This window comes from Haloarchaeobius caseinilyticus, from assembly GCF_051207395.1.
Classification (GTDB): Archaea; Halobacteriota; Halobacteria; order Halobacteriales; family Natrialbaceae; genus Haloarchaeobius.
On sequence record NZ_JBPJZC010000005.1, the window covers coordinates 77060 to 91009 of the forward strand.

General features: G+C 65.4%; 14 protein-coding genes. 6 read left to right on the forward strand and 8 right to left on the reverse strand.

All coding sequences use genetic code 11. The features are described from left to right. Positions 1–187: 187 nt before the first annotated feature. Positions 188–616: a universal stress protein gene (locus tag ACSC1P_RS20215; RefSeq protein WP_435362020.1), complete on the reverse strand. Its 429-nt coding sequence runs from the start codon at positions 614–616 to the stop codon at positions 188–190. Between the two features lie 185 nt (positions 617–801). Here ACSC1P_RS20215 and ACSC1P_RS20220 point away from each other — a divergent pair, with 185 nt between their 5' ends. Together ACSC1P_RS20220 and ACSC1P_RS20225 are read left to right on the forward strand one after the other, a co-directional pair. Further along, positions 802–1599, forward strand: coding sequence for a helix-turn-helix transcriptional regulator (locus ACSC1P_RS20220; protein WP_435362021.1), 798 nt, complete (start codon positions 802–804; stop codon positions 1597–1599). Between the two features lie 199 nt (positions 1600–1798). Beyond that, positions 1799–2191 (forward strand): hypothetical protein, encoded by a 393-nt coding sequence (locus ACSC1P_RS20225; protein ID WP_435362022.1) that lies wholly within the window; start codon positions 1799–1801, stop codon positions 2189–2191. Between the two features lie 32 nt (positions 2192–2223). Here the strand turns inward: ACSC1P_RS20225 and ACSC1P_RS20230 are convergent, their stop codons facing one another. From ACSC1P_RS20230 to ACSC1P_RS20245, 4 genes are read right to left on the reverse strand one after another with little or no spacing between them, the layout of a single operon-like run. Continuing rightward, on the reverse strand, positions 2224–3813 hold the full coding sequence (locus ACSC1P_RS20230; RefSeq protein ID WP_435362023.1) for a DUF7519 family protein: 1590 nt from the start codon (positions 3811–3813) through the stop codon (positions 2224–2226). Further along, positions 3810–5156, reverse strand: coding sequence for a DUF58 domain-containing protein (locus ACSC1P_RS20235; protein WP_435362024.1), 1347 nt, complete (start codon positions 5154–5156; stop codon positions 3810–3812). Before ACSC1P_RS20235 ends, ACSC1P_RS20230 begins: the two co-directional genes overlap by 4 nt. Further along, positions 5153–5830, reverse strand: a complete 678-nt coding sequence (locus ACSC1P_RS20240; protein WP_435362025.1) for a DUF7269 family protein — start codon at positions 5828–5830, stop codon at positions 5153–5155. The genes ACSC1P_RS20235 and ACSC1P_RS20240 overlap by 4 nt, the downstream gene beginning before the upstream one ends. Continuing rightward, entirely contained in the window at positions 5827–6936 is a 1110-nt protein-coding gene (locus ACSC1P_RS20245; protein WP_435362026.1) for a DUF4129 domain-containing protein, read from the reverse strand. Before ACSC1P_RS20245 ends, ACSC1P_RS20240 begins: the two co-directional genes overlap by 4 nt. Positions 6937–7198: 262 nt before the next feature. On the opposite strand from ACSC1P_RS20245, the gene ACSC1P_RS20250 reads away from it, so the two are divergent. Beyond that, positions 7199–8248 carry a M48 family metallopeptidase gene (locus ACSC1P_RS20250; RefSeq protein ID WP_435362027.1) on the forward strand — a complete coding sequence of 350 codons (1050 nt, stop codon included), beginning with the start codon at positions 7199–7201 and terminating at the stop codon, positions 8246–8248. A gap of 317 nt (positions 8249–8565) precedes the next feature. Continuing rightward, positions 8566–9000 (forward strand): MaoC/PaaZ C-terminal domain-containing protein, encoded by a 435-nt coding sequence (locus ACSC1P_RS20255; protein ID WP_435362028.1) that lies wholly within the window; start codon positions 8566–8568, stop codon positions 8998–9000. 333 nt (positions 9001–9333) lie between these two features. Here the strand turns inward: ACSC1P_RS20255 and ACSC1P_RS20260 are convergent, their stop codons facing one another. The 3 genes from ACSC1P_RS20260 to ACSC1P_RS20270 all read right to left on the reverse strand — a co-directional run bounded on the left by ACSC1P_RS20260 (position 9334) and on the right by ACSC1P_RS20270 (position 12040). After that, complete coding sequence (locus ACSC1P_RS20260) at positions 9334–10110, reverse strand: SDR family NAD(P)-dependent oxidoreductase (RefSeq protein ID WP_435362029.1); 777 nt, start codon at positions 10108–10110, stop codon at positions 9334–9336. An 81-nt stretch (positions 10111–10191) separates the two neighbouring features. Then, positions 10192–11133 carry an ArsR/SmtB family transcription factor gene (locus ACSC1P_RS20265; protein WP_435362030.1) on the reverse strand — a complete coding sequence of 314 codons (942 nt, stop codon included), beginning with the start codon at positions 11131–11133 and terminating at the stop codon, positions 10192–10194. Between the two features lie 58 nt (positions 11134–11191). After that, positions 11192–12040: an SAM-dependent methyltransferase gene (locus tag ACSC1P_RS20270; RefSeq protein ID WP_435362031.1), complete on the reverse strand. Its 849-nt coding sequence runs from the start codon at positions 12038–12040 to the stop codon at positions 11192–11194. A 477-nt stretch (positions 12041–12517) separates the two neighbouring features. Here ACSC1P_RS20270 and ACSC1P_RS20275 point away from each other — a divergent pair, with 477 nt between their 5' ends. Further along, positions 12518–13120, forward strand: coding sequence for a class I SAM-dependent methyltransferase (locus ACSC1P_RS20275; RefSeq protein WP_435362032.1), 603 nt, complete (start codon positions 12518–12520; stop codon positions 13118–13120). 185 nt (positions 13121–13305) lie between these two features. Then, a complete protein-coding gene (locus tag ACSC1P_RS20280; protein ID WP_435362033.1) occupies positions 13306–13893 on the forward strand; it encodes a hypothetical protein in 588 nt (195 codons plus the stop codon). The last annotated feature ends 57 nt before the right edge of the window (positions 13894–13950 follow it).

Consider the following 13950-nt stretch of genomic DNA (forward strand, 5'->3'; position numbering starts at 1 on the left):
AGAAAACAGGTATACTGACACATAAAAAAAGTACTGTTAGCTATCACCGTGGACTATTCTTTAATATATGGAAACAGTCAACTTGGGTTGAATATGATATTCGATACCACGATTCGGTTCTGGGCACTGTTATCACTAAAAATTCATTTTTCAGGAGTCGGAGTAAACGAATCCAATCTAAGCCAGCTCAGTACGCTTTCCGCTCCGCCCCGACGACGACTAACTCTACGTCCGATTGCTTCTCCAATCGCCGCCGCAAGCCGCCGATGTGGTCGGCGTGGTCGCCGTGTTCACCGAGGACGATGACTTCCGCGCCCGTGTCGTTGGCGTAGTCGAGGATGGTCTCGTCGGGAACACCGTGGCGAATCTCTCGAACCACCGGGACGTTTCGCTTGTCAGCGGCTGCTTCCACCCGCTCGCCACACTCGTGGCCGTGGTCCTCGGCATGGACGCTGGCCAGTTCGTCCGAACTGAGCGCTGGCTCGCCGAACTTTCGCTCGTCGATGACGCAGAGACAGTGCAGGGTGCCGCCGCGTTCCTCGGCGAGTCCGATGGCGTGCTCTGCTGCGCGGTAGGCGTGCTCACTCCCGTCGACGGCTACGAGTACATCTCCCATATCTAAGTATACGGACCATTCGAACTTAGCGTCTGTGTCTGATTACTTACCTATGGGCGCGAACGTCGTGTCAGATGCTGCGATCGACTGGGTAGTTCTCGAATCGTCCCGCCGTCGTCGGCACTGTTCTTTAATACGCGGCCACGAGGCGAGTATTCTTGTCGCTGGCTCGCCCGAGAGAGTACATGAGCCACGACGACGTCGAATTTCTTGCCCGGTCACCGAACCGTGCCGCCGTCTTGTGCGAACTGACGACCGGACCGTACACCCGGGCGGAACTGCGTGACAGAATCGGTGCGTCTCGGGTCACCGTCGGCCGAATCACGACCGACCTCGAAGCGCGTGGCTGGGTCGAACAGCACGGAACGGGCTACCGAACCACGATTTCGGGGGAGGCGATAGCGACTGCCTACGAGGAGTTCGTCACGGTCACGGACACGACACACCGGCTCGAACCACTGCTCGAATTTCTTCCGACCGACTCGTTCGACTTCGGGCTCGCAGCACTCGCCGACGCGGACGTGGTGACCCCGACACCGACCGAACCGGGCCGACATCTCTCACGACTGCGGGACCACTTCAAGAGTGCGAACGAGGTGACGATGGTCGTCCACGCCATGGAACCGGAGATCGTCGCGTCGAACTACGAGACTGCGAAATCGCGGGACTTCCGAAACCGAGGGGTGTTGACACCGGCCGTAGTCGAGGCGATTCGGTCGAACCCCACGGTCTGTGAGCAGGTGTTCGAGATGGTCGAAGCGGACGAGTTAGAGTTCTACGAACGACAGACAGTCCCGTTTCAGTTGGGGATATTCGACGAGACGACCATCCTTTCGGCCGACGACGAGCGGGGTGTGCCGCGTGGTATCGTCGAGACCGAGTCAGCCGTCGTCCGAGCGTGGGCGCGCGACGCGTTCGACAGGCTTCGAACCGACGCGACGGTCGTTTCCGCTGCGAGGTTCCGAGACGGCCTCGTCGACTGAGCCTCTCCGTCGGTGTCGAACGCGTGTTCATTGACCTTTTCACACGAAATGCGACGGATCGAACCACGTATTGACGAGGAATAAGCCACCGAAGCAACTGCTCGTCTTCACGTCTTTTCTCAGTGTGAACAGGTCAACGCAGGTACAGAGCCCGCTCGTCGGCCCAAGTGGTCGGATACAGACCATTTCGAGTCCCACCGTGAGCGTCGACGGGGAATCGGAGGGGGCCAACGTCAGTGTCAGCCAGACGTTCGAGGGCATCACCGCGTCGGCGGTCGAGGACGCCATCGCCGAGACGACCAGCGGTGCGTCGAACCCGTTCGAGGTGCTCTACGAACAGTCGTTCGACGGCGAGACGGTACAGGTGATCGGAATGGACGACGCGGAACTCCCGCTCTACCAGATGTGGCTTCCGTACGGTTCGGACGAGCGCCGCTACTACAAACTCAGATTGAGACTCACGTCGAGCATCCTGCGGTTGGACGAGGACAACGTGGCCCAGCCGCTCTGCGTCGAGGAAACCGTCGCGGGAATCGAAACGATTCGAGAGAGTCTCACGGTCAACCCGGAGACGACCGTCGAAGAAGCGTAACGTCCAACCGGCGGTGAGCCAGTCGTCAGTCTTCAGTCGTCCGCCGGGGAGCGAGTGGCACCGGACTGCGGGTCAGACTGCCCGCTGGTTCCCTCGGTGGGCACCTCGTCCTCGGGCGCGTCGGTGGTCGCCAGCCGCGAGAACGCGACGAGCGAGACGAGCATGAGCGCGAGCGCGCTCAGTGCCCGCCACTGCGGCAGGTCGAACCCGTCGACGCCGGGGACGACGAACCGGATTGCGAGCACCGAGAGGACGACCGCGGCGAGGCCGACGCCGACCGCACCGGCCGCGTGAACGACTTCGCCGCGGCGCGTTTCCGCGACCTGTCCGACCTCACGGCCGACCAGCGTCGCGTTCAGGCCGAGGTCCCACGTGAGGAACGCGCCGGCCATGGCGACGAAGACGGCGACGGGCATCGCGTTCGCCAGCGCGCCGGCGATGCCTCCGACGAACAGTAACATCGCTCCGATGGCGAACCCACCGGTCTCCTCGGGCACGAACTGCATCGAGAGCAGGAACATCACCAGCGGCACGACGATGAGCGTAGCGATGAGTGCGCCCGCGGTGACGCCGAGGAACGTCGCGCCCATCCCGTACGTCGCGAAGGAAGCGGTGAACGCCGACTCCGCGCCGAACAGCCCCTCGATGTAGGCGACGACGGGCGGGATGGCAGTGACGACAGCGACTACGAGACTCACCACGGCACCGCCGGTGCCGTAGGCCATGGTCTCGGGCGGTTTCGCGCCGACCCAGCGGACGAACAGTTGCTGACAGAACCGCAGGAAGACGACGCTCGACAGCACGAGGATGGCCACGCCGAGCGCCGCGTGGGGGACCCACGAGGTCAACAGCGAGCCGACGACCGACCCGAGCGTGGAGGTCTGTGCGAGCATGCTGTCGAACAGCTGTGCCATCCCCGGGATACTGGCGGCGACCGCTTCGAGGACGAGGACCACCCAGACGGGCGCTGGGACCGTCTTCGGGTCGACCCCGACGTTCGTCAGGCCGTTCGACTGCGAGCCGGGCTGGCGGTCTGGAAACCACGTGTCGAGGGCGGTACCGGCCTTGTAGGCGAGGACCGCCAGCGCGGTTAGCTCCAACTGGAGCGACACGAAGCCTGCCAGTGCGCTCGCCGTCACGGCGAACCCGGCCCACTTCGCGGCGTTGGTTGCGAACGCGGTGAACACGCCGGCGTGAATCGCGGCCGTGACGACCGTCGCGCCGAGCAGCACGACGATGGAGCGAGAGAGCGTCCCACCCATCGACCGCACCGTCGACTCGTCGATACCGGTGGTCGCTTCGGTTCCAGCGACGGCGACGGCGAGTCCCGCACAGCCGACCACCGCAGCGACCGCGACCGACGGCTTCCACGCGCCGAGCGCGACGATGAGCCCGACCGACCCGACGATGAACACGACACTGCCGATGGCCCGGTCGCGGCTGGTCGATTCGCCGAGTCGATTCGCACCGTACGCGATGCCACCCCCGCCGGCGACGGCCAGCAGGACGACCGACGCCTGCCCGATTGCGAGGCCGAGGACGACGCTGGCGAGTGCGGCGATACCGACCGCGAGGCGGCCGCTGAACTCCGCCGGGGCGTCGTCGAAGCTGTAGTCGCTCATCGTGCCCACCTCTTTTCGGCCGTCTGCATCGCTGCAAACAGCGGTTGGTCTGGCGACCACTCGACGACCTTCGTCTTCCGGCCGCGAAGGTCGCGGAGTCGGTTGGCGCGCTCGATGCGGGTGAGCGTCCCGCCGGGCGTGTCCGTCTTGGTCACGTCGGGCGTGACGACCCGGACCGCGTGGCCCGCAGCGCGCAGGCGCTTGAGCGTCTCGAACGGCCCGTCGTCGAGCATCGGCGAGATGAACAGGACTTGGGCCTCGTTCGGGACACGTCGCCGGAGCCAGTCGATGCGCCACCCACCGTCGGTGGCGACCGTCTCGCTGCCGTCGCCGGACTGGCCGGTCGCGGTCGCGGTGTCCGTGTCGGTCCCGCCGTCGGTTGCCGCGGCCGCCGCGCCGTCAGCGACCGGAATCGAGGTCGACGACTGGACGTTCAGTTCGTTCCGGATGCGGACCGCCTGCGCCGAGCCGGTTCCCGGCGGCAGGTAGTCGAACGAGCCACCGTAGCGTGCCAGGCCGACGCGGTTGCCGGCGTCGAGCAGGTGCCCACAGATACGTCCCGCCGCGTACGTCGACAGTTCGACGCCGTCGGGTTCTTCGGGTCGCCGGGAGACGCGAGATTCGTAGCGCGTGTCGACCACGGCGATGACCGTCGCGGCACGCGACTCGCGGAACTCCACGGTCCGGAGTTCGCGGGTGCGAGCGAAGCGCTTCCAGTCGATGCGGCTCATCGGGTCCGACTTCTGGTACTTGCGCACCGAGTGGAACTCGATGCCTTCGCCGCCCGTGTTCGTGCTGATGCGACCCGTGTACGGAATCGTCTGGTCGGCGAGCGGCACCGAGTCGACGTGGGCGTGACAGGAGACACGACTCGTCACGGCTTCGGTGCCGTGGAGTTCGATGGCCCCGCTGATGTTCCGCGAGACGACCGAGAGGTCGCCGAACTCGTGGACACCGCGGCGCGCTTTCACCGTGTAGGTGAACGACTCTTCCTCACCGGGTTGCAGGCTCGTCAGGTAGCGCGGCGCGCCCTCGGTGACACCGAGGGTCTTCGGGACGGCGTCGACGAGACGAATGTCGGCCATCGGCGAGTCGGATTCGTTTCTGACCGTCACCGTGACTTCGACGTCGTCGCCGGGCATCGGCGACGTGTCGGAGAGGTGGCGCTCGACGGCGAGGTCGAGCGACGGCGGTCGCGTCGCGTAGCCGTACGCGGCGTAGCTCAGGCCGACGGTCGACGCCAGAAACAGCGTCGTGTTCCCGGCGAACAGGCCGAGCGCGCCCGTCACGAGCGCGGCCGTGAGGCCGACGTTCCAGCGTCCGGTGTCGATTTCCGTGTTCATGCTTCTGCCTCCAGCAGGCCCGCACGGTCCGCGATTTCGTCGACCGTGTGCGTCACGTGCCGTTCGTACGCTTCGCCGCTGAGCCAGTCGTAAAACTGCATCTTGATAGGGAGTTCGGGTGCCTCGGGGCCGAGGAACGCGGCTGCACGCGGGTCGTCGGTCCACGTGCCGTTATCGAGGTGTGCTTTGGCTTCGTCGTGCGAGCAGTTCTCGCTCGACATCAGCACGTCGATAGCCGCGGTGCGGATGGCGCCCTCGACCTCCAGCCGTTCGCGGCTTTGCCACCAGTTCTTCGCCCGTGAACCGGGCAGTTCGCCGGTGAGTTTCTCGACCGAGTCGTCGATGTTCGCGCCCGCGGATTCGCGGGCCTGATAGGTCGCCTCCTCGGGCACGCCGAAGCGCTGGGCCGAGGTGGCGTAGTCGTCCTCGTCGCCGCCGTCGATTGGGCCGTTAGTCTTCGTCGTGTACAGGTGGAGGGCACCGACTGCACCGCCGGCCAGTCCGAGGAACAGGACGGTTCCGGTGTTGGTCAGGATGCCCGTGACGTAGGGGCGAAGCGGTTCGAGTGAGAGCGGGAGGAACGCGAGGGCGGCGGCCGCGAGGAACGAGGCCGTCCCGATTCCGTACAGAAGCTGCCGCCGTCTCGCGGCGTCGTCGAGGAGAGGGACGTTCATTCGTCACCCTCCAGTCGCTGATGGATACGTCTGATTGCGTCGCGTGCGGTGTTCGTGCGCGTCTCGTCCGCCGGCTGCGACCCGTAGCGAACGTCTTGGAACGCGTCGGTCAGCTGTTGGACGGCGCTCGTCGGGAACCCGTGTTCGACCGCGGCGCGGGCGTACTCGCCCGGGGTCCGGGAGGGTCGCCGCGTGAGCGGCACCTTCTCGACCATGTGTTCCCACGCGTCCTCGATGCTGAGAGGTGACGGTTCGTGCGCACCGGGGTCGGTGAACGCGTCCGCGCTGGCACCGCGGCCGCGCGGGTCGTCCGGCGTCCCGTTGCTGCGGCTGAGCCAGTTACGCGAACTGACGCCGCTCGTGAGCGCGGAGAGGCCGCCGGTGAGCGAGCCGAGCCCGCTGCCGAGGCCGCCGAGGCCACGGGGAATCGCGAGGAGGCCCTTGCCCATCGCCTTCGGGACGCCGACGAACAGCGCGCCGCCGGCCGTACCGAGGCCGCTCGCGAGGCCGCCGAGGCCGCTGAACGCGCCGTTGACGCCCCGACCGATGCCGTCTAGCAGGCTCGGTGCCGACGCGGACGCGCCGACGAGGAACGCCATCGTGCTCTGGGGAATCGTCAGGAACGAGGCGCGGACGTGTAGCGGTGGCAGTCCGGGGAGGTTCACTACCCAGCCGTCGAAGTCGGGGGTCTCGCGTCGCTCGACTTCGCCGACGAAGACGAGGAGCGAGCCGACCACGGCGGCCAGCACGAGCATCAGGAAGAACGTGCCGATGATGCCGACGACGTCGACGCCACTGCCCCGATTGGGGCTGGAGGCACCGGCAGGCGCGTCTTGCCGTTCGGTCGTCGTGGTCGTCGTCGTGGTAGTCGTAGTCGTCTCGTCCGACCCACCGCCGGTATCACCGCTCGTGGTGGTCGGCGCGTCCGTCGCCGTCGGCTGTACGTCGGTAGTTCCGGGGACCGCCGGTCCGCCGTCTCCGGGGCCGCTGTCCCCGACCGCACCAGGATAGGTGCCGAACCCAGACGCAGGGAAGAGGGAGGCAGCAAGGATGACCGTCAGGACGGAGACGACGGCGACGGCCGCGCGACTCAGATCGTATCCCACAACTCTTCTACTTGTCTACCGGGTTAAATATATTCTCATTATCTGATTGTTTCTCGTGGTGAATATTACTCGGCCTCGATGTGCAAGCTTGCCGATGGTGCTGTCCAGTAGTCCGCGGGTATTTCTGTGTACTAGCCGCTGAGTCGGCCACTTTTCCGAAACCGCGTGTCGCTCTCGTGTCGACACGTGAACTATACGAGGTTTGGTCCGGCCCCCGACCGGTCGGAAAGGTTTTACTTTCCGCGAAGAAAGCATCGACAGAATGGAACGCGATTCAGCCCTCACCTCGCGCATCCTGCTGATGCTCGCGCTGATACTCGCCGTGGACGTCGTACTGGTCGCCGCGGGCGCGTACCTCCTCGCGCCGTGGCTCGCCTACCCACAGGCGGTCGTCGCGGGCGCGCTCGGTGTCGAGGGCGCGTCGCCGCTCGCCTGGGGCGCTGCCGTCGTCCTGCCCGTCCTCGTGGTGTTCGTCTGGGCGCAACTGCGCTACAGTCGCTACGAGCTGCTGGCAGAGGTCGACGCGAAGACGGTCGACGCGGACAGCCACCCGGAACTCGTCGGCCGGGTCCAGCGTCTCGCCACGCAGGCCAGCATGCAGACGCCGACCGTCGCCGTCGCCGACACCGACGTGCCCAACAGTTTCGCCGTCGGCGGCCTAACGAACGCGACTATCGTCGTCAGCGAGGGACTGCTCGACCGCCTCGACACCGACGAACTCGACGCCGTCCTCGGCCACGAACTGGCCCACGTCCGCAACCGCGACGCGACCGTGATGACGCTCGCGTCGTTCGTCCCCGCAGTCATCAGCGACGACTTCGACTTGTTCGGCTCTCGGTCGTTCGGCTACCTGTTCTGGGGCGGCGTCCTGTTCGCGCTCTACCTGCTGAGTTCCGCGTTCATCGACGCGACCCCGTTCACGCTCGGCTACACCGTCTCGTTCGCCGGGATGCTCGTCATCTCGGTCGTCCTCGGCGGCATCCTGCTGGGCGCCATCGGCGCGCTGTTGCTCAGCCTCAGTCAGCACCTCTCCCGATACCGAGAGTACGTCGCCGACCGCTCTGGGGCTGTCCTGTCGGGTAACCCGGCGGCGCTCGCCTCCGCGCTCCAGACGCTCGACGAGAGCGCCGCGACGCCGACGCAGGACGCTCGCCACCACTACAAGGGCATCGAGGGCCTCTGTCTGCTCCCCTACGGCTTCGCCGAGCAGGTCGACGAGAATCCCGGGGAGTTCACCGTCGAGACGCGCTCGCACCCGCCGACCGCGAAGCGCATCGAGCGGTTGCAGCAACTCGAGCGCGAGATGGTCTGATTCTGGGGGCGTAGCGGGTCGTTTTCTGGTTGGGTATTCGAGTCGTCACAAACACTCTGGCGCGCGCTGGTGAGCATGTCGAGCGATAGCGAGACTGCGAGGTGTAGTCGCGCGAGGGATGAGGAGCACAGGCCGGAGGCCGAGCACCGCAGTCGGTTGGGGAGGGTGTGGATGCGGTCATCTGCACCAGCATTCGTAGACTGATTGCTCGAACTCTGGATGGAGACGACACCTGCACCGACGTTCTCAGAAACGCTTACACCAGACGTGCACCGGTTTCCCTACACCTATCCCGTCGCCGACCGCACATTCCGAAAATGCACTTCGCGGACACGGACATCGGCGACACGGCGACGACGAAGGGCCGGACCATCACCGAGGCAGACCTCGTGAACTTCGCCGGCGTAAGCGGCGACTTCAACCACCTGCACACCGACGCCGAGGCGATGACCGACTCGGGCTTCGGCGAGCGAATCGCCCACGGCGCGCTCGTCTTCTCGGTCATGACCGGCCTGCTCTGGCAGTCGCGCGACGACGACAGCGGCCTCGTCGCCTTCTACGGCGTCGACGAGTTGCGCTTTCGCGCGCCGACGTTCGTGGGCGATACGGTCCACGTCGAGACGGAAATCGTGGAGAAGCGCGAGAAGGAAGACCACCCAGAGGCGAACGGCGTGGTGGAGTATCTGTCCGAAGTCGTGAACAGCGATGGGGAAACTGTGCTGTCGTGTCGACTACTGGCACTTGTGCGGTAATCGGTGTCTGTTCTCGTTTTGTGGGTGTTCGCTGTCGTCGCTGTTTCTGCTGCGTGTACTGTCGTCGTCACTGCTGTCGGTGTCGAGAAGCAGTTCACGAATCACGACGGTACATGACCGCACCGTCCAGCACCGCAGCCATAGCCTCCCCATCCGATTCGCCCAACTCTCTCCGCTCACGGGTCGTTTCACTCCCCGTTCGCAACGAGGCGACTGCGTCGCCTCGCCCCGTTCGTTTCGCTCATCCACTGTGGAAGCAAGCTTCCACAAGCCGCCGTTCGCAGGCTCACGGCGACCTCGCGCGTCCTCGCGCGCCAGAAGGCCAGTTCGGAATTACGTCGCCAGCAGGTCGACACCACCAGTAATCCCGATGACCTGCCCGGTCACGAACCGCGCCTGTTCGCTGGCGAGGTAGCACACCATCGGGGCCACGTCGTCCTCGCGGCCGAGTTCGCGCATCGGCGTCTTCTGGCGCAGGCGCTCGAACTGCGGGTTGATTTGCTCCAGATTTTCGGGCTCCATCTCGGCGAGGTCTTTCACGACGATGCTCGGTGCGAGGACGTTCGAGGTGACGCCGTCTTTCGCGCCTTCCAGTGCGAGCGTCTTGCCGAAGCCGACGAGCCCGGATTTCGTGGTCGAGTACGAGAGTTGGCCGAAACTGCCCAGCGTACCGGCGACGGAGGCCATCGTGATGACGCGGCCCCAGCCACGTTCGCGCATCGCCGGGAAGATCTCCTTCGTGACGTTGTACGCGCCGGTGAGGTTGAGGTCGATGTCGCGGTCCCACAGGTCGTCCGGGAAGTCCTCGACCCGGGAGACGGCGTCGACGAAGCCGGCGTTGTTGACGAGGACGTCCACACCGCCGGTCTCCTCGCGCACGTCGGCGATGGTCTCGCGAACGTCGTCGCGGTCGGTCAGGTCGCATGTCGCGGCGAGTGCCTGGCCGCCGTTCTCACGAATCTCGTCGACGACGCGCTGTGCCCCGTCGTCGTCCACGTCGAGGACGACGACTTCTGCGCCTTCGCGGGCGAGGTGTCTGGCGTCTTCGCTCCCGAGTCGACCGGCACCGCCGGTCACGAGTGCGGTTCGGTCGGTGAGTCCGAGGTCCATGGCGGCGACGACTCACGGAGTCGACAAGAGTGTGCGGGTCGCGGCCGTGTCTCACGGTTCCGGCAGTTTCGCTTGCGAGGTTCACTCCACGTCGATGACGTCCATCGACTCGTCGAGCGTGAGCGTCCGCGAATCGCCGTTCTCGGCGACGGTCACCGTAATACGAATCGGGTCGACTGAGGTGAACGACACGTCGTACTCTTGGCCGCGCGTGTAGAGTTCCCACGACAGCACGTCGACCGTCTGGCCGTGTTGATGGTAGAACGAGACGATTGCCGGGTGCCAGATGACGTGGACCCAGGTGGGAAAGCGCCAGTGGAGCTTGCACGTCGGGCAGATGTAGTTGCTCATGACGCGTTCTGCTCCGACTGCCTCCCCGGGGTCGTCGAAGGTTTCGAGGGGCGTTCCCGTTTCACCGACGCGTATCTGTAGTTCGGGACTACACGAACAGGTCGGACAGACACCAGCGGCCATCGACTGGACTTGCAGGTTGACGCGGGTCATCCCGGCTTCGAGCAGTTCGACCGGGCCGCGCGCAGCGAGACCAGCGGGTGGCATGGCGAAGTCGGCGAGCTTTCCGGATGGCTCCTCTGCCGGGTAGTGGCCGTCACATTCGGCACACCAGAGTGTCACCTTCTCGTTTTCGTATTCGAGCATCGTCGTCTCTGAGTAACAGACCGAACACGGGAAGTCGACCGCGGTCGGCTCGATTTTCGCGTCGCCGACGGCCGTCCCGGCGAGGACCGACCGGACGACCTGTAACCCGGCTTCGAGGAGTTCGTAGCCGTCGTCGGTCGAGGTGACGAAGTGCCCTTCGAGCTTGCCGAGGTGATAGTTGAAGTTGCCTGAATCTCGGACGCCGACGCGGTCCATCAACTCGGAGTAGCTGACAGGTGCCGAATTCGGCGGGTCGAGCTCTTTCCAGAGCGCCTGGAGAATTCCGAAACGAGTTTCGTTCCCGAGGAGCGAAAACGCTTCCTCTGGGGTGAGCCCCTCGTCGCCCTGACCACTGAACTGCGACATCTGTACCGTGTCGTGTCGGAAGCGTCTTAACTTTTGACTAGTCGACTGCTCTCGTGACTCATACAGCCGCGGGCTGTGGTTTGAACACGCCGTAGTAGACTCTGGCACGGTCCTCATCGGCGTTCCGCCACATCGTACGACAGACGCTTGAAAAGTCTTCTCTTACTACGTGTTCGAACCCGGGTGGCAGCCCGTCGTCCCCGGTCGATTCGACGCGCTCGACGACACTGTGATACCACTCTATGGCTTCGACGGTCGCGTCGAGCCACCGGTCGGCCTCGAAGCCTGCGTCGGCCATCGTCTCGACGAACGTCTCGGGTTGGACGAGCGAGCCGACTGCCCCGTTCTCGGCGAGTGGCATCGGCGCGCGAAGTGGCTCGACCGACCCGGCGAGGACCTCGTGGACCGCCAGTCGGCCGCTCGGACGGAGAACCCGTGCAAGTTCGTCCGCCAGTCGCGCTTTGTACTCGACGTCCGCCGCGAGGTCTTGGAGGAACACCACGTCGAACGTGTCGTCGTCGAACGGCAGGTCGAGCGGATCAGTGTGTCTGAACGAGACGCGGTCGTCGAGGTCGACGAGTCGGGTGAGTTCTTCGGCCGCGCGACAGAACTCCCCGGTGAGGTCGACGCCGACGACGTGACAGCCGAACTCGGTCGCGAGCGTGCGGGCTGCGCCGCCGAGCCCCGACGAGACGTCGAGGACGGTCGTGTCCTCGTCGATGTCAGAGAGTGCGGCGAGTTCGAACGTCGCCTCCTGTCCGCAGACGTGGAGGTCCTCGAACTCCGCGATGTCACTCGGTTCGACACCCGCGTCGACGTCCATCTCGCGTTCGACGGCCCCGAGGACCCGGTCGGTCAATCGGGCTCCGCTGCCGTCTCGGCTGAGGATTTCGTCGTCGCGCATCATGGGGCGATACACCACTGGTTCGTCCGCAGAGAGCGTGCATAGAGAGTCATTGGATTCCACCGAACCGCTATCGCGCAGCAAGTAGTGTCGATGTATAGACCTTCTGAGCACCGCATTACTGTTGTACTTCTGCCATTCCTGTCTTAACCGCGAAGCGGGCCGCTGTGGGCGGTTTGAAACCAAGACAGGAGTACGTTCACGGTCGTGTCATCGACCGTGAACGGGTGCAGTCGTCGGTGGACGTGTCAGCTGCACCAGTACTGACACGCGATGGAGCACACCGACGAGACCTATCGGTGTGCGTCTTACGGACGCACCTCCGTGTCGGCCACGGTGCTGACGACCACCCTGCCCTCGTCTGCAGCCGTCAGTATCGTCACGCTTCGAAGATTCTCCCCAATGGTGGAGAATCCCTAGCCAAGGCTTCTGGGTATATCGACCCGAAGACACTTACCGCAGGCGCGCTCAGACCGGGAGATGACCGACGACGCTGGTGGCTGGTGGGAGAAGTCGTACACGAAGGGACACACACCGTGGGACCTCGGTCGGCCGCAGAAAGCCTGTGCGCGACTCACCGGGACCGGCGCGGTCACCGGCCGTGTGCTCTCGCCCGGTTGTGGCACCGGTATCCACGCCTGTCTGTTCGCAGAACGCGGCTGTGACGTGACCGGCGTCGACATCTCGGAGACGGCTATCGCGCGGGCCAGAGAACGCGCAGCAGCGCGCGACCTCGACGTGACGTTCCACGTCGGCGACGTGACCGACCTCGACCCTACCCTCGGGCCGTTCGACACCGCCGTCGACAGTGGCGCGTTCCACGTGTTCGACCCGCCGGAACGGGCCGAGTACGTCGCGTCCCTCGCCAGCGTCCTCACCGCGGGCGGCGTCGCACACATCCTCGCGTTCGGCGAGGGCGCACCCGAGAACTCGGGACCGCGAGTGGCGTCCCGGGCCACGTTCGAGGAGTCGTTCGCCGGGCCGGCGTGGTCGCTCCGTGAAGTCCGTGAGACGAAGTTCGAGACGCAGCAGGGACCGGTTCCCGGCATCCTCGCCACCGTCGGCCGCACCGCTGCTGAGTGATATATCCGACCGTGGCCGGGTGACCAACCCGGCCGTGGACGAGTGACCCATCCGGCCGTAGCCGAGTGACCCACCCCACCGAGTCGATTCGTCCCGCTGAGGTTGCCGTTCGCTCCAGTAACGACCTTTCGCTGCCGACACCGCGGTGTTTAACTCGAAATCCGCCGATTCTGTGTGTAAGAGTCGTGAATCCCCTCGCCGACGCCAGAGGCACGCTCGTCCTCCACGGGACGGTGTTGCTGGTCGTCTTCGCGGTCGTCTTCAGACAGGGGGGACCGAACACGTGGCTGACGCTGGCCGTCCTCGTCTCCGGCGCGAGCGCGTTCGCCGCGGCGCTGACGGTCGTTCGCGGCCCGCTTCCCGCCGAGTTCGCCCGACCGCTGGCGCTCTACGGCGACCCCGGCCAACCCGTCGGCGTTCCGGCGGCTGGCCCATCCCACGTCGGCGTGTTCTACTCGCTCTTTACGCTTCCCGCGTCGGTCGCACACGAACTCGCCCACGCGCTGGCTGTCGTCGCCACTGGCGGCCGTGTCGAAACGCTCGCGGTCACACCGGGCGGCGACGCCTACATCCGGTACGAACCGAACCCACAGGCGACCGCACGCGACCACGCACTCGTGAAGGCTGCACCCGTCCTCTTGCTCGCTATCGTCGCGCCCGCGTGCTGGCTCGCGCTGTCGAGTTCTGGCCTCGCGACGGTGTGCTGGTGCTACGTCGCGGTGACGTTCCTGTTCTCGGCGCTCCCCGACCAGGTGTACGACTTGTTCGGGTGAGCCACACAGCGGTCGTGTATACGGTACTTCACTTCCCGTTCTGCAATCGGACGTAAC

Excerpts from the sequence above, each read along its gene's own strand:
- ACSC1P_RS20270 (WP_435362031.1), bottom strand. The coding sequence starts at position 12,040 with ATGATGCGCGACGACGAAATCCTCAGCCGAGACGGCAGCGGAGCCCGA.
- ACSC1P_RS20265 (WP_435362030.1), bottom strand. The coding sequence starts at position 11,133 with ATGTCGCAGTTCAGTGGTCAGGGCGACGAGGGGCTCACCCCAGAGGAA.
- ACSC1P_RS20275 (WP_435362032.1), top strand. The coding sequence starts at position 12,518 with ATGACCGACGACGCTGGTGGCTGGTGGGAGAAGTCGTACACGAAGGGA.
- ACSC1P_RS20215 (WP_435362020.1), bottom strand. The coding sequence starts at position 616 with ATGGGAGATGTACTCGTAGCCGTCGACGGGAGTGAGCACGCCTACCGC.
- ACSC1P_RS20240 (WP_435362025.1), bottom strand. The coding sequence starts at position 5,830 with ATGAACGTCCCTCTCCTCGACGACGCCGCGAGACGGCGGCAGCTTCTG.
- ACSC1P_RS20220 (WP_435362021.1), top strand. The coding sequence starts at position 802 with ATGAGCCACGACGACGTCGAATTTCTTGCCCGGTCACCGAACCGTGCC.
- ACSC1P_RS20230 (WP_435362023.1), bottom strand. The coding sequence starts at position 3,813 with ATGAGCGACTACAGCTTCGACGACGCCCCGGCGGAGTTCAGCGGCCGC.
- ACSC1P_RS20260 (WP_435362029.1), bottom strand. The coding sequence starts at position 10,110 with ATGGACCTCGGACTCACCGACCGAACCGCACTCGTGACCGGCGGTGCC.
- ACSC1P_RS20250 (WP_435362027.1), top strand. The coding sequence starts at position 7,199 with ATGGAACGCGATTCAGCCCTCACCTCGCGCATCCTGCTGATGCTCGCG.
- ACSC1P_RS20255 (WP_435362028.1), top strand. The coding sequence starts at position 8,566 with ATGCACTTCGCGGACACGGACATCGGCGACACGGCGACGACGAAGGGC.
- ACSC1P_RS20235 (WP_435362024.1), bottom strand. The coding sequence starts at position 5,156 with ATGAACACGGAAATCGACACCGGACGCTGGAACGTCGGCCTCACGGCC.